Source organism: Mycobacterium sp. NPDC004974, assembly GCF_053600815.1.
In genome coordinates, this window is sequence record NZ_JBSGAQ010000019.1 from 91588 (window position 1) to 111204 (window position 19617).

At 67.0% G+C, this 19617-nt stretch carries 17 protein-coding genes; 9 read left to right on the top strand and 8 right to left on the bottom strand.

Going from position 1 to position 19617, the window contains the following annotated elements; genetic code table 11:
* Positions 1 to 3 precede the first annotated feature (3 nt).
* Both ACWEFV_RS30065 and atzF read left to right on the top strand, forming a co-directional pair.
* The gene (locus ACWEFV_RS30065; protein WP_450072911.1) at positions 4 to 1989 is read left to right on the top strand and encodes a 5-oxoprolinase/urea amidolyase family protein; all 1986 of its coding nucleotides are present in this window, start codon (positions 4 to 6) and stop codon (positions 1987 to 1989) included.
* Complete coding sequence (atzF, locus tag ACWEFV_RS30070) at positions 1986 to 3647, top strand: allophanate hydrolase (RefSeq protein ID WP_450072867.1); 1662 nt, start codon at positions 1986 to 1988, stop codon at positions 3645 to 3647. The genes ACWEFV_RS30065 and atzF overlap by 4 nt, the downstream gene beginning before the upstream one ends.
* Before the next feature lie 18 nt (positions 3648 to 3665).
* Here the strand turns inward: atzF and ACWEFV_RS30075 are convergent, their stop codons facing one another.
* Positions 3666 to 4244 carry a TetR family transcriptional regulator gene (locus ACWEFV_RS30075; protein ID WP_450072868.1) on the bottom strand — a complete coding sequence of 193 codons (579 nt, stop codon included), beginning with the start codon at positions 4242 to 4244 and terminating at the stop codon, positions 3666 to 3668.
* A gap of 183 nt (positions 4245 to 4427) precedes the next feature.
* Between ACWEFV_RS30075 and ACWEFV_RS30080 the strand changes: the two genes are divergently transcribed.
* Entirely contained in the window at positions 4428 to 6029 is a 1602-nt protein-coding gene (locus tag ACWEFV_RS30080) for an FAD-dependent oxidoreductase (protein ID WP_450072869.1), read from the top strand.
* Here ACWEFV_RS30080 and ACWEFV_RS30085 read toward each other — a convergent pair.
* The gene (locus ACWEFV_RS30085; protein ID WP_450072870.1) at positions 6007 to 6906 is read right to left on the bottom strand and encodes a DMT family transporter; all 900 of its coding nucleotides are present in this window, start codon (positions 6904 to 6906) and stop codon (positions 6007 to 6009) included. The genes ACWEFV_RS30080 and ACWEFV_RS30085 overlap by 23 nt on opposite strands.
* A 27-nt stretch (positions 6907 to 6933) precedes the next feature.
* Complete coding sequence (locus tag ACWEFV_RS30090) at positions 6934 to 7566, bottom strand: TetR/AcrR family transcriptional regulator (protein WP_450072871.1); 633 nt, start codon at positions 7564 to 7566, stop codon at positions 6934 to 6936.
* A 97-nt stretch (positions 7567 to 7663) separates the two neighbouring features.
* On the opposite strand from ACWEFV_RS30090, the gene ACWEFV_RS30095 reads away from it, so the two are divergent.
* From ACWEFV_RS30095 to ACWEFV_RS30110, 4 genes are read left to right on the top strand one after another with little or no spacing between them, the layout of a single operon-like run.
* The gene (locus ACWEFV_RS30095) at positions 7664 to 9241 is read left to right on the top strand and encodes a bifunctional 3-(3-hydroxy-phenyl)propionate/3-hydroxycinnamic acid hydroxylase (RefSeq protein ID WP_450072872.1); all 1578 of its coding nucleotides are present in this window, start codon (positions 7664 to 7666) and stop codon (positions 9239 to 9241) included.
* Positions 9238 to 10113: an alpha/beta fold hydrolase gene (locus ACWEFV_RS30100; RefSeq protein ID WP_450072873.1), complete on the top strand. Its 876-nt coding sequence runs from the start codon at positions 9238 to 9240 to the stop codon at positions 10111 to 10113. The genes ACWEFV_RS30095 and ACWEFV_RS30100 overlap by 4 nt, the downstream gene beginning before the upstream one ends.
* Complete coding sequence (locus ACWEFV_RS30105) at positions 10106 to 11107, top strand: VOC family protein (protein ID WP_450072874.1); 1002 nt, start codon at positions 10106 to 10108, stop codon at positions 11105 to 11107. Before ACWEFV_RS30100 ends, ACWEFV_RS30105 begins: the two co-directional genes overlap by 8 nt.
* A 12-nt stretch (positions 11108 to 11119) precedes the next feature.
* Entirely contained in the window at positions 11120 to 12151 is a 1032-nt protein-coding gene (locus tag ACWEFV_RS30110; protein ID WP_450072875.1) for an amidohydrolase family protein, read from the top strand.
* Positions 12152 to 12250: 99 nt separating this feature from the next.
* Here the strand turns inward: ACWEFV_RS30110 and ACWEFV_RS30115 are convergent, their stop codons facing one another.
* The gene (locus ACWEFV_RS30115; protein ID WP_450072876.1) at positions 12251 to 13393 is read right to left on the bottom strand and encodes an acyl-CoA dehydrogenase family protein; all 1143 of its coding nucleotides are present in this window, start codon (positions 13391 to 13393) and stop codon (positions 12251 to 12253) included.
* Positions 13394 to 14626 (bottom strand): acyl-CoA dehydrogenase family protein, encoded by a 1233-nt coding sequence (locus ACWEFV_RS30120; protein WP_450072877.1) that lies wholly within the window; start codon positions 14624 to 14626, stop codon positions 13394 to 13396. It abuts the gene before it with no gap.
* Between the two features lie 161 nt (positions 14627 to 14787).
* Here ACWEFV_RS30120 and ACWEFV_RS30125 point away from each other — a divergent pair, with 161 nt between their 5' ends.
* On the top strand, positions 14788 to 15189 hold the full coding sequence (locus ACWEFV_RS30125; protein WP_450072878.1) for a PAS domain S-box protein: 402 nt from the start codon (positions 14788 to 14790) through the stop codon (positions 15187 to 15189).
* A 4-nt stretch (positions 15190 to 15193) separates the two neighbouring features.
* Here the strand turns inward: ACWEFV_RS30125 and ACWEFV_RS30130 are convergent, their stop codons facing one another.
* Positions 15194 to 15847, bottom strand: coding sequence for a ScbR family autoregulator-binding transcription factor (locus ACWEFV_RS30130; protein WP_135453451.1), 654 nt, complete (start codon positions 15845 to 15847; stop codon positions 15194 to 15196).
* Position 15848: 1 nt separating this feature from the next.
* Positions 15849 to 16559, bottom strand: coding sequence for a TetR/AcrR family transcriptional regulator (locus tag ACWEFV_RS30135; protein WP_135453452.1), 711 nt, complete (start codon positions 16557 to 16559; stop codon positions 15849 to 15851).
* A gap of 372 nt (positions 16560 to 16931) precedes the next feature.
* On the opposite strand from ACWEFV_RS30135, the gene ACWEFV_RS30140 reads away from it, so the two are divergent.
* On the top strand, positions 16932 to 17810 hold the full coding sequence (locus tag ACWEFV_RS30140; protein WP_450072879.1) for an FAD-binding protein: 879 nt from the start codon (positions 16932 to 16934) through the stop codon (positions 17808 to 17810).
* Here the strand turns inward: ACWEFV_RS30140 and ACWEFV_RS30145 are convergent.
* Positions 17790 to 19589: a putative bifunctional diguanylate cyclase/phosphodiesterase gene (locus ACWEFV_RS30145; protein WP_450072912.1), complete on the bottom strand. Its 1800-nt coding sequence runs from the start codon at positions 19587 to 19589 to the stop codon at positions 17790 to 17792. The genes ACWEFV_RS30140 and ACWEFV_RS30145 overlap by 21 nt on opposite strands.
* Positions 19590 to 19617: the final 28 nt, after the last annotated feature.

A 19617-nucleotide genomic window follows, 5' to 3' on the forward strand; every position in this document is an offset into this window, starting at 1 on the left:
ACGATGGAAGTCATCCGGCCCGGCATGGCCACCACGGTCCAGGATTGGCCGGGTCGGACCGGGTACTGGCAGATCGGGGTGCCGCCGTCGGGCCCCATGGACGATGTGTCCTTCCGGCTGGCCAATATCGCGGTGGGCAATCCGGAGGGCGCGCCCGGTCTCGAGGCCACGATGGGCGGGCCGGCGTTGCGGTTCGACACCGACACCTGGGTATGCGTCACCGGTGCGCCTGCACCGGTGACCGCCGACGGGACGCGGGTCGCGCAGTGGGTGCCCGTCCTGGTCAAGGCCGGCCAGGTCCTGGACGTGGGAATGGTCGACGGCCCGGGCCTGCGGATCTACATCGCGCTGGCGGGCGGGCTGCAGTCCGATGAATACCTGGGCAGTGCATCGACATTCACTCTCGGCCGGTTCGGCGGCCACGAGGGCCGGGCGCTGGCCGTGGGGGACAAGCTGGAAACCCTGGATGTGCCGACCGGAACACGGCGCCGCATCCTGTTCGAGGAACAGCCGGCCATCAGCAACCACTGGTACATCGCGGTGACCGTCGGCCCGCACTCCGCGCCGGAGTTCTTCACGCGCAACGACATCGACACACTGCTCAACCATGACTACGAGGTGCACTTCAACTCCGACCGCACCGGCGTCCGGTTGATCGGACCGAAACCGGAATGGGCCCGCCCCGACGGCGGCGAAGCCGGATTGCACCCGTCGAATATCCACGACAACGCCTATTCGGTGGGTTCGCTCGACTTCACCGGGGACACCCCGATCCTGCTCGGCCCGGACGGCCCGAGCCTCGGCGGTTTCGTCTGCCCCGTCACCGTCACCGCTGCCGACCGCTGGAAACTGGGTCAACTCGCCCCCGGCGCCACCATCCGGTTCGTCCCGGTCCGGGCGTCCGCGGCACCCGCGCCGGCCACGGTCGGTCCTGCGCGGCGCGCCTCGATCCCCGCGGTGTTCTCCGCCGGCGGTGACGAGGACGACGGAATCATCGCCGGCACAACCTCATCCGATGGCACGACGGCAGTCACCTACCGCCGGATCGGGGACGACAACGTCCTGGTCGAGTACGGCGAGATGCGACTGGACCTGGCGCTGCGGGCCCGTGCCCACGCACTGCACCACGCGCTCGAACAACACCGGCCGGACGGGCTGATCGACCTCACACCCGGGATCCGTTCGCTGCAGGTCAAGGTGGACCCGGCCCGGCTCCCGCAGGCCAAGCTGGTGCCGCTGCTCACCGAGCTCGAAGCGTCGTTGCCCGCCGCGCAGGATCTCGTGGTGCCCAGTCGCACCGTGCGGTTGCCGCTGAGCTGGGACGACCCGTCGACCCGGGAAGCGATCGAACGCTACATGCACGGCGTGCGCGCCGACGCGCCGTGGTGCCCGTGGAACATCGAGTTCATCCGCCGGATGAACGGCCTGGCCTCGGTCGACGATGTGCACCGAATCGTCTATGACGCCGAGTATCTGGTGCTCGGTCTCGGCGATGTCTACCTGGGTGCGCCGGTCGCCACCCCGCTGGATCCGCGTCACCGTCTGGTGACGACCAAGTACAACCCGGCGCGGACCTGGACCCCGGAGAACGCGGTCGGTATCGGTGGGGCATACCTGTGCATCTACGGGATGGAGGGGCCGGGCGGATACCAGTTCGTCGGCCGCACCACCCAGATCTGGAACCACCGGCACCCACTGGTGGCCCAGGGCTTCGAACCCGAACACCCCTGGCTGTTGCGGTTTTTCGACCGCATCCAGTGGTATCCGGTGTCCGCCGAGGAGCTACTGGACCTGCGTGCCGACATGGCCGCCGGACGCGGCCAGGTCGAGATCACTGACGGAACGTTCTCACTGGCCGAGCATGAGCGGTTCCTGGCCGCCAATGCCGGGGACATCGCGGCGACCCGCGCGACGATGGAAGCCGCCCGGGGTGAGGAGCGCGAGCGTTGGGCAGCGGCAGGAGAATTCGCACGAAAGGAGTCTGCGTGACCCGCATTGCCGAGATCTACCGCGCCATCGCCGAGAGCGGACGCGACGAGGTGTTCATCCACCTGCGCCCGCAAGCCGAGGTGGAGTACGAACACCGCGCCGCGCTTGCCGGTGACGGCCCACTGGCCGGGTTGCTGCTCGCCGTCAAGGACAACGTCGACGTGGCCGGGATACCGACCACTGCGGCGTGCCCGGATTTCCGTTATATTCCCGATGCCGACGCACCGGCGGTGACCGCTCTCAAGGCCGCCGGTGCTGTCGTCATCGGGAAGACCAACCTCGACCAGTTCGCCACCGGATTGGTGGGGACACGCAGTCCCTATGGCGCCGTGCGGGATTCCCGCCGACCGGACTACATCTCCGGCGGGTCGAGTTCGGGGTCGGCGGTGGCCGTCGCGCTCGGCTTCGCCGACATCGCCATCGGCACCGACACGGCAGGGTCAGGTCGCGTTCCGGCCGGACTGCAGGGCATCGTCGGAATCAAAGCCACGGTCGGCCTGGTCTCCACCGAGGGTGTGGTCCCGGCTTGCGCGAGCTATGACTGTGTGACGATCTTCGCCGCTGACCTGGTCACTGCCCAGTCGGCGATGGCTGTGATGAGTGCCGGTGCGCCGCAACGGCAGTGGCCGGCCGACGTCCCTTTCGCCGCGCCGGTGACTCCCAGAATCGCGATACCGGACACATTGGCCGGGCTCGATGATGACTGGCAGGCCGCGTTCGGCGCTGCCGTACGCCAGGCGAACGACGCCGGATTCGACACGGTCCCGATCCCGCTGGACGACTTCTTCGCCGCCGCCAACCTTCTTTACAGCGGCGCACTTGTGGCTGAAAGGTGGGATGCGGTAGGGGAGTTCGTCGGCGCAGCCGGTCCCGATGCCAGGCTGGACCCGACGGTGTCGGCCATCATCACCGCCGCTGGAGCGCATTCGGCGGCGGATCTGCTGCGGGACCGGCGGCGGGTCGAGGAGCTCAGAGCCAAAGCGCTGGCCCAGCTCGCCGGTTGTCATGCGCTCATGGTCCCGACGGCTCCCGAGCATCCCCGCATCGACGAGGTCGCGGCCGACCCGGTCGCGGTGAACTCCCGGATGGGCCGGTACACCAACTTCTGCAACCTGTTCGACATGTGCGCCATCGCGATTCCCGCGGGGGTGGTGCCCGACGGTGCGCAGTTCGGAATCACCCTGCTGGCACCGGGATTCCACGATGGCGTCATCGCCGATCTGGCAGCTCGGTTCCTCGACGTTCCGTCGGCTGCGACCTGGCCGGAGTCGGGCGGCGCGCCACTGACCGAACTCGCGGTGTTCGGTGCGCATCTGCGCGGGCAGCCGCTGGAACATCAGCTCACCGGGCGGGGCGCGCGCTGGGCGGGTCCGATCACCACCGCGCCGCACTACCGCCTGTATGCGCTCGACACCGTTCCACCCAAGCCGGGTCTGACCCGCGTCGACGAAGGCGGGGCACCGATCGTGGGTGAGCGGTGGCTGTTGTCCCCGGCCGCACTGGGGGAGTTCCTGGCCGAGTTACCCGCGCCGATGTTGCTCGGGAAGGTGGAGCTCGACGACGGCCGCTGGATCACCGGATTCGGCTGTGACCACATCGCTCCCGCGCAAGGCCGCGACATCACCGAGTACCGGGGCTGGTTGGCCGCGATGGCGTAAGCCGGCACGAGTGGCGTGTCAGCTCCCGGGCACGATCAGCGAGACCATGGTCTCGAGCTGGCGGGCCATCTGCCGGTAACTCATCGCTCCCGATTGCGCCTGCAGCAGTGCGCCCCAGAACACTGATTCCAAGGTGGCGAGTACCTCGGGCCATGCTCCGCCGCCCAAGGCGGTCGAGATTCGGCGCGTGATCTCAACCGCGATCCGCCCACGTACATCGTCGACCATCTCGTCGTCGGTGCTCATCAGTGCCTGGGTGCAGGCGCGGGCCAACCGAGGCTCATCGGCCATCAACAGCGTGAGTGCGGTGAGCTGCTGGGTGACGCGGTCGGTGGTGCTGGTCGCGGGATCGATGTCGAGCGGCAGCTGAATCACCCGGTCGAGGTACAGCTCGGCGAACACCACCTCGATGGATGAGAAATGTGCGTAGAGCGCCGCGGGCGCCATCTTCGCGCGAGCTGCCAGCGCCGGCACCGAGACGTCGTTGTCTGCATCGAGAAGTTGCGTCGCCGCACCGAAGACACGGCGTTGCGTGCGGATGCGCTGACACTGTGCGTCGTGTAGGCGAGTGACCGTAGCCACCGCTGGCCTGGACATGTGTCCAAGATATAGATCCGCGGCACGATTGGCAATTGTTCAGTGAAATTGCTTGTATCAGCGCATTTTCGGCTGTGATTTTTGTCCAGTTCGGCCACCCCGAGCTCTAGTGGTGCCACCTGCGTCTCGCGAAATCGGACATGTGTCCAGTATGATCTGCCCAGATCTGACAGGGGAGGTCCGATGGCTTACGTGATCACGCAGAACTGCTGCAAGGACGCCAGCTGCGTGCCGGTGTGTCCGGTGGACTGCATCCGTCCGGCCGAGAGCGGGCTGGATTCCGCGTCGGCCGAGATGCTCTACATCGATCCGGAATCGTGCATCGACTGCGGAGCGTGCTTCGAGGAGTGTCCGGTCGGCGCGATCCACTACGAAGAGGACCTGCCCGGCGAACTGAAGCGGTTCAAGGACCTCAATGCCGCCTATTTCGAGCGCCATCCGCTCGAGCCGGTGATCGGACCTGCGCCGGTGTCCCGCGCGCGGGTCGAGTCGGGATCACTCCGGGTGGCCATCGTCGGATCCGGGCCGGCCGCCTGCTATGCGGCCGCCGAGTTGATCGATGTCGACGGTGTGGAGATCAACCTGTTCGAGCGGCTGCCCACGCCGTTCGGCCTGATCCGGGCGGGAGTGGCGCCCGACCACCAACACACCAAGTCGGTGGTCGACATCTTCGAGCGGGCGTTCACCAACCCGCGGTTCGCCAGCCATTTCAACGTCGAGGTCGGCCGCACCGTCAACCACGATGAGCTGCTGGCCCATCACCACGCGGTGATCTACGCGGTGGGCGCGGCCACCAGCCGGCGACTGGGCATTCCGGGTGAGGGCTTGGTGGGTCATCACGCCGCGGCCGAGTTCGTCGGTTGGTACAACGGGCATCCCGACCACGCCGGGCATCAGTTCGACCTGTCGGGCCAGCGAGCGGTCATCGTCGGCAACGGCAACGTGGCGCTCGACGTCGCCCGGGTGCTGCTGATGGACCGGGCCGCACTGGCCGCCACCGACGTCGCCCAGCACACCCTTGATGCCTTGGCCGGCAGCGCAATCCAGGAAGTGGTGATCCTGGCCCGGCGCGGCATCGGCCACGCCGCATTCTCGGCGGGGGAGTTCCTGGCCCTGGGACACCTCGAGGGTGTCGACGTCGTCGTCGACCCTGCGGACCTTCCCCGGGACGACGAGCATGACGACATCGAAGCCTCGTTCAAACTCGCCATCGCCCGGGAGTACGCCGAGCGCACCCCGACCGCTGGAAACAAGCGTGTGGTCTTCCGCTTCGGTGCTATTCCGGTCGCCGTCCAGGGTGCCGACCGGGCCGAAGGGTTGGAGATCGAGAGTGACCGACGAGGCACCGAGGTGATCGAGACGTCACTGATCTTGCGGTCGATCGGCTACCGCGGCCTGCCTGTCGCGGGACTGCCCTACGACGAGGACTCCGGAACCGTGCCCAACGAGTCCGGACGTGTCGTCGACGGTGCACCGGTGCCCGGTGCCTATGTGACCGGTTGGATCAAACGTGGACCGCGCGGGGTGATCGGTACGAACCGGTTGTGCGCCGAGCAAACAGTGGCCCAGTTGTGGGCGGATTTCGATGCCGGCCTGCTGGCCCGTGACGTAGAGGGCCGGGAGTCGCTCGATGCGCTGTTGGCCGCACGGGGAGCCGAGCCGGTCGGCTGGCCGGGTTGGCGCGCGATCGATGCCGCCGAGCGGGATCGCGGCGTGCAAGCGGCGCGGCCCCGGGTGAAGTTCGTGTCGGTCGAGGAGATGCTCAGCGCGGGCTTGCGCGGCTGACCTCGGCCTCGATCCGCGGATCGGGATCGCGCGGAGTGCGGGTGGCCAAGATCGATCCGGCGAGGATCAGCGCGAGCCCGGCCACGTTGTAGACGGTCAACGGCTCACCCAGCACGATGACCCCGGCGGCCAGCGCTACTGCGGGGTTGACGTAGGTGAACACCAGTGCCCGCGCGCCACCGACCTCGCGGATCAGCGCGAAGAACACCACGAAGGCCAGTGCCGTGCAGATCACGGCGAGTGCGGCCAGCGCGATGAGCACGCGCCGCGACGGCATCTGGTCGGGCCAGGTCAGCAGCGCCGGGGTGGTGTAGATCAGCGCCGCGATCGTCAGACACGCCGCCGTCAGCGGAAGGGTGGGTACGTCGCCCAGATAGCGCGCGGCGATCAGTGGCGCGATCGCGTAACAGGTTGCCACCAGCAGCACTTCGGCGATCGGCCAGCCGTGCCCACCGGTGAGCCCCGGCCCGGCGAGCACCGCCACTCCGGCCAGGCCAATACCAAGGCCGGTGATTCGCTTGGCGCTCAACCGTTCTCCACCGGTCAGCCGGTCGAGAACCGCGGCGATGATCGGTGCGGTGGCGATCAGCAGGCCCGTCAACGAGCTGCTCAGGTGGCGTTCGGCATCCGAGAGCAGGAACCACGCCGCGATGATCTCGAAGAACGCGAACGCCAGCACGGGCCGCCAATGCCGCAACACCGGCGCCCACGCGGCGCGAGACATCACGAGTGGCAACAACACGGCTGCGCCGACGGCCGTGCGGGCCAGGACCAGCACGGGTACCGAGACGCCGTCGACGGCGATTTTGATCAGCAGGTACGGGATGCCCCAGATGATGCTCATCGCGCCCAGCAGCAGCCAGCCCCGCACACTCACCCGATCCAGATTACGGATGCTGGGGAGCTAAGGGCCGGCCTTGTTGACCAGCCGGCGGGCCGCGTCGATCAAATTCAGCGCGTGCAGCTCGAAAAGCGCGATGAGATCCACTGAATCGCCACCGATCTCCCTGGCGATGAACAGCCCGTCGGCGCCGGCGATCGCATAGGTCGCCAGGTGGGAGACGTCGGCGTCGCTGAGTTCGGGTGTCCAGCTCCGGATCGTCTCGGACAACTGGCTCAGTGCCTGCGCGCGCGCCTGCAGGAACATTGCCCGGGCCCGGGGCTCGACGGGGCGCCGTTCCAGCGCGAGCATCAGACCCAGCCGGATGAAGTCGGGGGAGTCCACCAGCGCTTTGGCTACGTGTGCGCCGAGGCCTACGGCGCGATCTTCGGTGCTGCCGTCGTCAGGCACCTGCCAGGCCGCCAGCCAGGTTCCGAAACTGCGCTCGATCACTGCCGCGATCAGATCGTCCTTGTCCTTGAAATGCCAGTAGATCGAGCTGGCCGGCAAGCCGCACTTCTTGCTCACCAGCGCGATGCTGGTGCCTTCATATCCGCGCTCGGCGGCGATTTCAGTGGCGGCGTCGAGGATCCGTTGCCGCGACTGCTCGCCATCGAGGCGGCGACGGCGTGGCTTGGGCTGCTCGCCAGCGGGCATGTGGACTCCCGTCATTTCCTTCTTGACGCTGTAGTGATCGCTACATTACCGTAGCGATCACTACGGAAACAAGTTCTGGACGATAAGAGATGCCACTGTGACTGCAGACCTCTATGACGTAGCGGTGATCGGCTATGGGCCCACCGGGGCTACTGCGGCGAACCTGCTGGGGGCGCAAGGGTTGAAAGTGCTTGTCGTAGAGCGTGATCCAGATGTGTATGGCAGGGCCCGGGCGATCAGTACCGACGAAGAGGTGCTGCGCATCTGGCAGTCGGTCGGACTCGCGGATAGGTTGCAGCAGGACATGCTGCCCGACCGGCCCGCGGCATTCGTCGACGCCGAGGGCGTGCCCTTCATCGAGACGACGATCGTCGCGCGAGGATCAGGCCACCCGCCGCAGCAATTCATCTACCAGCCCGCGGTCGACCATGTCCTGCGCGAAGGCGTGGAGCGCTTCGACACCGTCGCGGTGCTGCTCGAACACGAATGTCTGCGGGTGCTGGCCAAATCGGATCACGTCGAGCTGATGCTGGCCGACCTTCGCACCGACACGTTCAAGCGAGTGCGGGCCTCCTATGTCATCGCCGCCGACGGCGGATCCTCCCCGACGCGTGGGCAACTGGGCATCGGGTATTCGGGTAACACTTACGCCGAGCGATGGGTTGTCATCGACACCAAGGTGCTCACCGAATGGGATGCCCACGACCGGCTCCGATTCCACTGCAATCCGGACCGTCCCACCGTCGATTGCCCGACACCGCTGGGGCACCACCGCTGGGAGTACCCGGCCCGGGCTGGTGAGGACGAGCAGAAACTGGTCAGCGAGCCCGAGATCTGGAAGGTGCTGGAGGATCAGGGCATCACTCGCGAAAACGTCGAGATACTTCGGGCCGTGGTCTACAGCCATCATGTCCGGGTTGCCGACCGCTGGCGGGTGGGGCGCATCTTCCTGGCCGGCGACGCTGCGCACGCCATGCCGCCATGGATCGGCCAGGGTATGTCGGCCGGTGTGCGCGATGCGGCCAACCTGTGCTGGAAGCTCGCCGCGGTGCTGGTCGGCCAGGCCCCGGATGCGCTCCTGGATTCCTATGAGGCAGAACGCAAACCGCACGTCGTCGAAGTCACCCGCCGCGCCTGTCTGGTCGGCCGCGTGATCACCGAGCGCAACCGGGTTCTCGCCGCCGTCCGCAACCACACCCTGCGGGCACTGACCAGGCTTCCCGGGGTGCTGGGCGGCGGCCAGAAGCTCTATTGGATCCCGGATGCGCGATACGACGAGGGCCTCTTCGTCCGGACCGGCAATCGGGCAGTGGGTTGGCAGCTCCCGCAGCCGTGGGTCATCGACGACACCGGCGTGACGCGTCGCCTCGATGACGTCGTGGCTGGGCGATGGACGGTGCTTCACACCGGCGTGGCCCCGGCCGGCGCGCAGGCGTGGACCGACATGGGCGTGCCTGCGATCGCGTTGGCCGGTCCTCGGAGCGGCACCAGACCCGGTGCGGTCCGCGACATCGACGGCACTCTCGTCGCCTGGCTGCGACGGAAGAAGGCCGCCGCCGTGGTGCTACGGCCTGACGGATTCATCTATGCCGCAGCCGAACCCGGGCAGCGGCTACCCGCACCACCAACCGGCTACACGCCGGCTACCCCGATCAGAACTGGAGTCCGCGCATGACCACGACCGAACTTGCCGAACACACCGTGACGGTCGCAGGCCGATCCATCTTCTATGCCGAGGCCGGCGCCGGTCCTGCCGTGGTGATGTTGCACGGTGGCGGTCCCGGGGCCACCGGGCTGTCCAACTACGGCCGCAACATCGACGCTCTCGCAGCACATTTCCGGGTGATCGTGCCGGATATGCCCGGCTATGGGCGCTCGGCCAAGGGAATCGACAAGGCCGATCCATTCGGGTTCCTTGCCGACGTGATCCGCGGCCTGCTCGACGAACTGGGCATCGAGACAGCGCATCTCATCGGCAACTCATACGGCGGCGCGGCAGCATTGCGGTTGGCGCTGGACACCCCACACCGGGTGGAAAAGCTGGTTCTGATGGGCCCCGGCGGGATCGGGACGACCAGAGGCTTGCCGACCGCGGGCCTCAACAGCCTGCTGGCCTATTACACCGGCGACGGTCCGAGCCGCGAGAAGCTGGCTACCTTTATCCGCAATTTCCTGGTCTACGACGGCAGTTCGGTGCCCGATGATCTGATCGACCTGCGGTACCGGGCATCCATCGATCCCGAGGTGGTCGCCGATCCGCCGTTGACCCGGCCGTCGGGACCGAAGGCCTTGCGCACGCTGTGGCGCATGGATCTCACCCGTGACAGCCGGCTGCAGAACCTGCAGACGCCCACCCTGATCCTGTGGGGTCGCGACGACAAGGTGAACCGGCCGGCCGGCGGCCCGATGCTGCTCAACGCCATGCCGAACGCTGAACTCGTGATGACCTCGCACACCGGCCACTGGATGCAGTGGGAACGCTCCGCGTTGTTCAATCAACTTGTTACCGAGTTCCTCCGACAGAACTCGAATCTCGCTCATGCCTAGCGTATTTGGCAATGTGCACCTCGGCTACGTCGTCATCGAGACCGAGAAGTTCGGCGATTGGCGGCGTTTCGGCCGCGACGGGGTCGGCATGCACGTCGACGACGCGGTGTCGGATGTCCTTCGCTTCCGGCTCGACGACCACGAATGTCGCTTCCTGCTGCGGCGTGGACCGGCCGAGGACGTCACGGCGCTCGGATGGCAGCTCGACGACCATGCCACGTTCGACGACATCGTCGGACGCATCGTGGGTCACGGTGTGCCGATCACCGAAGGCAGCTTAGAAGAAGCCGCCCTGCGCGGGGTGGAGCGGCTCGTGCGGTTCCCAGGCCCCAACGGGTTGACGCAGGAGATCTTCACCCGCGCCCATTCCGCCGCCGCACCACTGCAGATGGCCGTGCGCGGTGGGTTCGTGACCGGTGACTGCGGCATCGGGCATGTCGCGATCGCCACGAAGAAGCCGCACCAGATGCGGGGCTACTACAACACTGTGTTCGACGCCCGGCTGTCCGATTTCATCGACGAGACGATCGGCGGCGTCAAGATCAAGATCCGGTTCCTGCGGGTCAATCAGCGCCACCACTCGGTGGCCATCGCCTCAGTGCACCGCCTGCCCGTCAACCCGATCCGTACCCGTGTCCAGCACCTCAACATCCAGGTCGCCGACCTCGACGATATGACCACGTCCTACCGGCGGATCAAGGAACTCGGCTTCGATATGGCATTGGGAGTCGGGCAGCACACCAACGACCGGCAACTGTCCTATTACGCGATGACGCCGTCGGGGTTTGAATGGGAGGTGGGGTGGAACCCGCTGGTCGTCGACGAGATGACCTGGGAGCCCACCACCCACCAGGGCATCAGCATCTGGGGCCACACCCCGGAAGGACAGACGGTCATCGACAAGCTCGCCCAGTTCAAGGCCGGCGCCCGCTCGCTGCTGCGGGCCGAGGACAGCGTCGCGGCGCTGGCCGGTGCCGGCATCGCCGACAGCTAGGGAAGGACGATCATGAACCGAATCGATACCCATCACCACATGATTCCGCCCGCCTACGGAAAGGCGTTGCAGAAAGCGGGGATCGACGAAGCCGGTGGACGGGCAATGCCGGACTGGAGCCCGGAGGGCTCATTGCAGACCATGGCAGAACTCGATATCGCCACCGCGATTCTGTCGGTGTCGACGCCGGGAACCACCTTTCTGCCGAATGCGTCCGACGCTACGGCTCTGGCCATCGATCTCAACGATTACGGAGCCGAGGTGTTCGCCTCGCAGTCGGATCGGTTCGGTTTCTTCGCCACGCTTCCGATGCCGCACGTCGAAGCCGCGACAACAGAGGCCATCCGCGCGCTCGACACCCTCGGTGCCGACGGAGTCGTCCTGCTGGCCAACAACGGCGGGACATATCTCGGGCAAGGGGGACAGGACGAGTTGTGGGCTGCGCTCGACGCCCGGTCCGCGGTGGTGTTCATCCACCCGGCCGAGTTGCCCGGGCCGACGGTGCCAGGCGTGGTTCCGTTCGCCGCAGACTTTCTGCTCGACACCACTCGTGCGGCTTACCTGTTGGTGCGTAACGGGATACGGCGCAAGTACCCGAACATCAAATTCATCCTCAGCCACGCCGGCGGGTTCGTCCCGTACGCCTCGCACCGCATGGCGGTGGCCATCATGGCGGATACCGGCCGCAGTCCAGCCGACACCCTCGACGACTTCGCGAGTTTCTACTTCGACACCGCGCTGTCGTCGAGCGCCGCCGCGCTGCCCACCTTGCTCGCGTTCGCCAAACCCGGCCACATCACCTTCGGTTCCGATTGGCCGTTCGCCACACTGCCCGCGAGTCAACTGTTCGCCGGGGGCCTGGACACCTACGACGGACTGGATGCCGCTGCCCGTCGGGCGATCAACCGCGATAACGCGCTGGCGCTGTTCCCACGGCTCGGCACCGCCCCGGCGGCCCGGGCGCCGTCACCGCTGGATCAGGTGCGGCACCAGGCCACCCGGGTGGTGATGCGCGGAGTCGCCCGCCTCATCAACACCAGATGAACCCGTCTGGAATACCGAAACTGAAGCCAGGGACAAAATCGGCGCTGATTCTGTCCCTGGCTTCAGTTTCGGTTCGGGCGGGTCCCTTGGTGCAGTCCCTCAGGCCCGCGTCAGCTCCGCGTAGCGGGTGACGTGGTAATCGGTTGAGCCGAACTCGTACTGCACTGCGGTGAGCCGTTTGAAGTAGTGACCGATCGCCAGTTCCTCGGTCATGCCCATGCCGCCGTGTAACTGCACGGAGTTCTGCCCGACGAAGCGAGCCGCCCGTCCGATGGTGGCCTTGGCCGCCGATACCGCCTTGGCCCGTTGCGCGGGCGCGGCGTCGAGGTTCAGTACGGCGAGATAGACCGCAGCCGAAGCCTGTTCGACTTCCATGTGCATATCCACCATCCGGTGCTGCAGCGCCTGGAAGCTACCGATGGGCAGGCCGAACTGCTGGCGTTGTTTGCAGTACTCGACCGTATCGGCCAGTACCTTGCGCATTCCGCCCACCGCCTCGGCGCACACCGCCGCCGCTCCCTCGTCCCGGGCCAGGTCCAGCGACGGCCAGGCCTGACCCTCGGTCCCCAACAACGCCCCGGCAGGCAACCGCACATCGGAGAACGTCAGGTCCGACGCCCTGCGGTCGTCCACCGTGCGATACGGGTGCGCGGTGAATCCCGATGTCAACGAGGCGATGTCGGCCAGGAACAGGGAGATCCCGTCGGTATCGGCGCGTTCCCCCGAGGTACGCGCGGTCACCAGCAGATGGGTGGCCAGCGGTGCGTCGACGACCATCACCTTGGCGCCGTCGAGCACCCACTCGTCGCCATCACGGCGCGCGCTGGTGGACACGTCGCGCCAGTTGTCCCCGGAGGTCGGCTCGGTGGCCGCAAGTGCGACGATCGCCGAACCCGCCACGATGTTCTCCAGCAGGGCTGCGGCGGCCGCGTCACCGGACCGGTGCAGCAGGCCACCGGCAACCACCACGGTGTCCACGAACGGCTCGATCGCCAGGGCGCGGCCCAAAGCCTCAGCGATGACCATGGTTTCGACCGGGCCACCACCGATGCCACCGGCCTCCTCGGGCAGGGTGGCGCCCAGGATTCCCAGTTCGTCGGCGAAGCCGCGCCAGATCTCGGGCTGCCAGCCGGGACCGGTCTTGGCCGCGGCACGGCTCGATGCCAGGTCGTAGCGACTGGCCAGGAACTTGGTCAGCCCGTCGCGCAGCAGTTCCTGTTCGTTGGTCAGGTTGAAGTCCATCTAGAGCCCCAGTTCTGCCTTGGCGAGGATGTTTCGCTGAATTTCGTTGCTACCGGCGTAGATCGAACCGGCCCGGTCGTTGAAGTAGCGCAGCGGGGCGACCGCCTGCCAGGGCGCTCCGCTGTGATAGCCGTCGGCGGGCGGTTCGTATTCGGCCACCGGGCCGCCCGGGAACGTGGCGTGCGGTTGGTAGGCGCGGGCGAGCGGACCCGCGGCCTCCATGGACAGTTCGGTCAGGGTCTGGCTGAGTTCGGTGCTCAGGATCTTCAGCATCGACGACGCCGTGCCCGGATGGCCGCCCTCGGCAACCGCGGCCAGTACCTGGTACTCCAGGATTTCCAGCACATCGGTGCGGATCCGGGCGTCGGCGAGCCTGCGGCTGAAGGCCGGGTCATCGATCAGCCGGCCGCCGGCCGGTCCGGGCTGTTCGGTTGCCGCCGTGGCAATCTCTTCGCCGAGTACCTGCAGGGCCGGCGCGTTGGCGCCGCCGCCGCGCTCGAATTCCAGCAGATATTTGGCCACCGTCCAGCCGTCGTCGATCGTGCCGATCACGTTGGACTTCGGTACCCGGACTTCGTCGAAGAAGACCTGATTCTGAACCTCTTCGCCGGAAGTCATGACCAGCGGGCGGATTTCGATGCCGGGGGAGGTCATGTCGATCAGCACGAACGTGATGCCCTGCTGCTTCTTGGGCCCACGCGTGGTCCGCACCAGCGCGAACATCCAATTGGCTTCCTGGGCGTGGGTGGTCCAGATCTTGCTGCCGGTGCACACCAGGTCGTCCCCATCGGACACCGCTGCCATCGACAGCGCGGCCAGGTCCGAGCCGGCCTCGGGTTCGGAGTAGCCCTGGCAGAAGAACACCTCGCCGGTGAGGATCCCGGGAAGGAAGTAGTCCTTCTGCGCCTGTGTGCCGAATCTGATGATGGCGTGGGCCACCATGCGGATGCCCATGGGTGACAGCGACGGGGCGCCGGCCAGCGTCGATTCGCGGCTGAAGATGTAGTGCTGGGTGAGGCTCCAGTCGCAGCCGCCGTGTTCCACCGGCCAGGCCGGGGCCGCCCAGCCACGCTCGTGGAGGACCTTCTGCCAGGCCATGCTGGCGTCGTGATCGGCATACACGCTGGTCATCAGCTGACCGGCCTGCCGGAGTTCGGGAGTCAGATTCTCGGCGAGAAAGTCGCGAACCTCGTCGCGGAATTCCTGGTCGCTCGTCGACCACTTCAGGTCCATGCCTGCCCCTGTCTGCTGGTGTCGCTCCACAGAGTAAACCTAGTTAGTCAAGTGGCGCAGGCCACCCCGGCCCCGCGGCTCGGCCCGGCAGGGATGCGTCATCGCCGCACGTTGCTGGGCGGTGGTGGCACCTGCAGGGGGCCGCGGGCGATAATCGACGCGTGGAGCGTCGCCAGAGCGGTCAGGACCCCGAATCTCCGATGGCACTGCTGCAGAACATTCCCGCGCTCGTGGTGCTGGAGCGGTTCCCGGTGCCGGTGTTGGCAATCGCCGAAGACGGAACGATCCTGTTCGCCAACACTGCTTTCGGCGAGATGGTCGGCCGCGACACCGATGCGGTCAAGAGCATGCAGTTTGCTGAGGTGTTCCACTCGCTGCCGGCCGACGAGTCGGCGGTCTCGGTGATGCGGGCCCACGCCGGCCTGCTGGTCGACCTCGTCCACCGTGACGGTTCGATCGTGCGGGCGCGGATGAGCAAGTCGGCGCTGCTGCGCGGCGACGACCCGGTGGCGCTCGCGACGTTCCAGGACCTCACCGAGCGGTTGTGGGCCGACGAGCTGTAGGACGTCAGCCGGCAGCCTGCGTCCGGCGCAGCGATTCGCGGGCCAGGAACTCGTGGAAGTAGTCCAGCGATTCCCGGCTGACGATCGCGGGGAGCAGAAGATCCCAGGTGTGGACCACCCGTTCGCGCAAGTCGGTGTCGGTTGCGTTCGCGCGCGAGAGAGCCTCGGCGCCCAGCATGGACCCCAGGATCACCTCGGCGGCGCCCGCGATGTCCAGGCTTTCCCGTAGGTCGCCTTCGTCGGCCGCCTGGATCAACTGCTTCCTGAGCTCATCGAGCCAGCTCATGTACACGTCGGTGGCGGCGGCATTGATGCCGCTGAACGTTCGCAGCAGTTGCATCCCGATCTGCGCCACCTTGTCCGAGCGGGCGAAATCGGCCACCACGAACAATCCGTGGATGGTGTTCTCCAACGCCGGTGATGAGGATTCGGCGATGACGCGGAACGCGGCCAGCATCGCGGTGCCGCCGTCGCTGATGATCGCCTCGGCCAGTGATTCCTTCGAGTCGAAGTGGTAGTAGAGCGCGCCCTTGGTCATCTCGGCCCGCGCGATGATGTCGCCGAGCCCGGTCGCCGGATAGCCGTGCTCGCTGAACAGGTCGACCGCGGCGGTGATGATCTTCTGCCGGGTCAGCTCCGATCGAGCCTGGCGTGCCATGTCAGGCCGGCCCGACGGCTGGGTTGGAGGCGCCGTCCGGTGCGTGGGGGCGCAGGGCCACGACCTTCTTGGCGCCCACCGCGGTGCGACGCCGGATGAACTGCCTGAGGTAGGCGAGCCGCTCCGGCTCGACGAACCCGGGTAGCGCCAGCCGCCAGCTGTGCTCGAGGTCGGTGAGGAACCGCGGGGGATCGTCGAGGTCACTCGTCTGGCGCACACCCAGGTAGATCGACACCAACAACCGGGCGACCGCTTCCGGGTCGCTGTCTGCGGTGAAATCACCCTCACCGATGGCGCGTTTGGCGATCCCGGCGAAACCCTGTACCCATTCGTCGATCACCCGCGGCCCCAGGCCGTCCGTCCGGCCGATGGATTCGACCAGGTTCAGGGCTGCCCGGGCCATCGGATCACCGATGTCTTCCGCGGCGACCAGGCAAGAGAGGTCGATCAACGTCTCAGCTCCGGACAGATTGCGGGCCAGGACGTCTTCGACGGACTTGTTGCCCCGTGCGGACCGGTGCTCGACGATCGAGACTGCCAGCGCGTGCTTGGACCGGAAGTGGAAGTACAGCGCGCCCTTCGTGACATTGGCGTCGGCCAGGATGTCGTCGAGGCTGACCAGGCTGTAGGGCGTGTGGGCGAACTGCCGCGCTGCCGCCTGCAGGATCTGGAGGCGGGTCAGCTCTGCTCGCCGGTCGAGCTGCTCAGTCACCTCGGGGCCTTCCTGACTCTGAGCGGCCGGTGGCGCTGTCTGATTTCGCCATCACCACCAGCAGACTCAAAGTCTTCGCCGTACGTGCATTACATTCTAAAGGTATGTATCGTGCTTAGCGTGATAACTCTTGGTTCGTCACGGGTTGCCCGCCCGGCGGTGGCGCACGCCACGGCCGCGGGCGCTGTGATGAGCGCCCCCTTTTGGCGGTCGACAGTAGCCAAGGGCTATCCTGGAAGCGTTGCCATGGCCTGCACCGGCAATCCCCCTCGAATCCCGGTGCGGGCCATGGCGACCCCATCTCCCGGTGTCTACCAAGACGATTCGATCTTGATGTGGCACCGCGCGGTACGTTCGGAGTGTCGCTAGCCGATGTGGGATGACGAAGTCGACGTCGTTTGCTACGGCTCGGGCGTCGGGGCGTTGGCGGCGGCGGTCGCGGCAGCGGATGCCGGGCTCGACGTGCAAATCGTGCGGCCAGGCGTAGCCGGCAGCCCCCAACCCGTGACGCCCAGCCCCGAGGCCCCATGGTTGGGCGTGGGCATCGAGGATCCCGAGACCCGTGACTACCTCGACGAGTTGGCGGCGGATCTGCCGCCTGTCGAGGATGCCGAATACGACACCGCCCCCAGCGTCCGGCCGGTCAGCGACTGGACCCCGGTTTCCGGACGCGGCCGGATCGCGCCGTTCTACGGTGCTCGGCTGCAGGAATGGGCGCAGCGGTGCCTGACGTCTCCCTATGGGGTGCTCTACACCCGGTTGGCGGATCGGGGGACGACCTCGATGAAGACCCGCGCCGGCGAGGAGATCCAGGTCAAGGTGCTCGGGACGGTGGACGCCGAGAGCGAGTCCGGCGCCGCGTCGGTGCTCGCTGACTGGCTGTCGGCGCAGGTGCACGACCGGCAGATCCAGACCCTGGACGGCGGCACGCTGCTGCGCGTCGTGTTCGAGGAGGGCGAGGTTGTCGGGGCGGTATTCGACACCGCCGACGGGCCGCTGGCCCTGCGGGCGCGCCATGGCGTGGCACTCTCGACGGAACCACGCGCTGCAGGCGGCGCCTCGGTGGCCGGGCAGCTCATCGAGCCGGGAAAGCCCCTGCAGGTAGGACTGGTCGGCTACAGCGCCAGCAGATTCGGTCGGGTCGAGTTGCTGGACTTCGAGCCTGACACCGGACGATCGGACTACTGCCGGTCGGGAGGAGTGCACGACTCACCGCGTGAGTCGTACCGATCACGTGCGCGGCGCGGCTGAGAAGTGCACCGGTACCCGCCCTTTGGCCAGTAACGCGGCCATCTCGTGGCCGAGGATCGGCTTGGACAGCAAGAAGCCCTGTGCGCGGTAGCAGCCGTGCCGCAACAGGGTCAGCGCGGCCCGTTCGGTCTCCACCCCTTCGGCCACCAGCTGTAGGCCGAAGGCGCCGGCCAGAGCGATCACCGCGCGCACGATCGGCAGGTCACCCGGGTCTGATCCGAGCCCGGCGACAAAGCTGCGGTCGATCTTGAGGGTGTCCACCGGGAGCGATTTCAACAGGGACAGCGCGCTGTAACCGGTGCCGAAGTCGTCAATGGCCACCTGCACGCCCACCTTGTGGAGTCCGGTCAGCGTCGAGCGGGTGGTTTCGATGTCCTGCACGACGATGCTCTCGGTGATCTCCAGGCATACCGATCCGCGGGGCAGGCGGAATTCGTTCATGATGCCGGCCACCGACGCGACGAATCCGTCGGTCACCAACTGCACCGGCGACACGTTGATCCGCAGCACGATGTTGCGGCCGACGCCGTTGGACCGCCACCGGGCGAACTCGGCGCACGCGGTTCTCAGTACCCAGCGGCCCAACTCTCCCGCCAGGTTGATCGATTCGGCCACGCCGATGAACGAGTCGGGGGACAGCAGGCCTCGGGTCGGGTGCTGCCATCGCACCAGAGCCTCGGCGGCCAGGACCTCGCCGGTCCGCATGTCGATCTCGGGTAGGTAGTGCAACACCAGCGCGCCGCTCTCGATCACGCTCTGCAGGTGCAGCTCGATGTCGTTGCGGAAGTCGATCTCCATCGCCATCTCATCGGAGAACACCGCGACCCGGTTGCCTCCGGAGTTCTTCGCGGTCAGCACCGCGTGGTCGGCCCGGTTGAGCAGATCGGAGGTGGAGTCGCGGCCCGGAATACCTTGGGCCAGACCGATGCTGACGGTACGGGTGAGCATCTCGCCATCGATGGTCACCCGCTCGCGCAGCACCGACTGGAGTCGGTAGGCCAGTGCCGTGGCGGCCTCGATCGTCATCGAGGCGGCGGGGACCACGACGAACTCGTCACCGCCGAGTCGTGCGATGAGCTTGGGGGAGTCGTCACCGCGTTGCAACCGCTCGGCCAGGATGCTGATGAAGGCGTCACCGGCGGTATGACCCAGATAGTCGTTGATCGCCTTGAGCCGGTCCAGGTCGAAGAACATCACCACAACCGGGCCGGGTTGTCCCGGAGCCAGCCGGGCCTGCAGATGGGCCATGAGCGCCCTGCGATTGTGCAGTCCGGTGAGGTGGTCATGATCGGCCAGATAACGCAACCGGTCCTCGGCCTCGATGCGGGCCTGCACCTGGGCGAACAGCGAGGCAATCGCCTTGAGCGCGTTGAGCTCCGCGGGTAGCCACTCGCGATCACCGAATTTGACGAACCCCAGGACGCCGGTGGTGATGTCCCCGGACAACAACGGCACACATGCCATCGAGGTGCTGGGGATGTGCCGTCCCGCCTCGATCGTGCGCTGGTAGTCGTCGGTGGCCGGCTCCGGACGGAACACCGCCGGTTCCTTGAGGTGCTCGGCCATCGCGAACACCGGATCGGCATCGGCGAAGTGGATCACCGCGATCGGGTCGGTCAGGGCGTCCGGCGGGCGCGCCGGCCACTCGGCCACCAACCGCGTCGCATGCGCCTCGTGATCGTTGTGACGCAGGAAGCTGACGTCCACGTCGAAGAACGAGACCAGCTCTGCCAGCACCTGCTGGCTCACCGTGACCGAGGTCGCAGCGTCGACCGCCATCAGTTGTGTGGCAACCGATGTGACGAGC

What these genes read in the sequence shown, in the direction of transcription:
- ACWEFV_RS30065 (WP_450072911.1), top strand. Translation starts at nt 4, where the DNA reads ATGGAAGTCATCCGGCCCGGCATGGCCACCACGGTCCAGGATTGGCCG.
- ACWEFV_RS30075 (WP_450072868.1), bottom strand. Translation starts at nt 4,244, where the DNA reads ATGTCCAGGCCAGCGGTGGCTACGGTCACTCGCCTACACGACGCACAG.
- ACWEFV_RS30080 (WP_450072869.1), top strand. Translation starts at nt 4,428, where the DNA reads ATGGCTTACGTGATCACGCAGAACTGCTGCAAGGACGCCAGCTGCGTG.
- ACWEFV_RS30090 (WP_450072871.1), bottom strand. Translation starts at nt 7,566, where the DNA reads ATGCCCGCTGGCGAGCAGCCCAAGCCACGCCGTCGCCGCCTCGATGGC.
- ACWEFV_RS30100 (WP_450072873.1), top strand. Translation starts at nt 9,238, where the DNA reads ATGACCACGACCGAACTTGCCGAACACACCGTGACGGTCGCAGGCCGA.
- ACWEFV_RS30105 (WP_450072874.1), top strand. Translation starts at nt 10,106, where the DNA reads ATGCCTAGCGTATTTGGCAATGTGCACCTCGGCTACGTCGTCATCGAG.
- ACWEFV_RS30110 (WP_450072875.1), top strand. Translation starts at nt 11,120, where the DNA reads ATGAACCGAATCGATACCCATCACCACATGATTCCGCCCGCCTACGGA.
- ACWEFV_RS30115 (WP_450072876.1), bottom strand. Translation starts at nt 13,393, where the DNA reads ATGGACTTCAACCTGACCAACGAACAGGAACTGCTGCGCGACGGGCTG.
- ACWEFV_RS30120 (WP_450072877.1), bottom strand. Translation starts at nt 14,626, where the DNA reads ATGGACCTGAAGTGGTCGACGAGCGACCAGGAATTCCGCGACGAGGTT.
- ACWEFV_RS30130 (WP_135453451.1), bottom strand. Translation starts at nt 15,847, where the DNA reads ATGGCACGCCAGGCTCGATCGGAGCTGACCCGGCAGAAGATCATCACC.
- ACWEFV_RS30140 (WP_450072879.1), top strand. Translation starts at nt 16,932, where the DNA reads ATGTGGGATGACGAAGTCGACGTCGTTTGCTACGGCTCGGGCGTCGGG.
- ACWEFV_RS30145 (WP_450072912.1), bottom strand. Translation starts at nt 19,589, where the DNA reads ATGGCGGTCGACGCTGCGACCTCGGTCACGGTGAGCCAGCAGGTGCTG.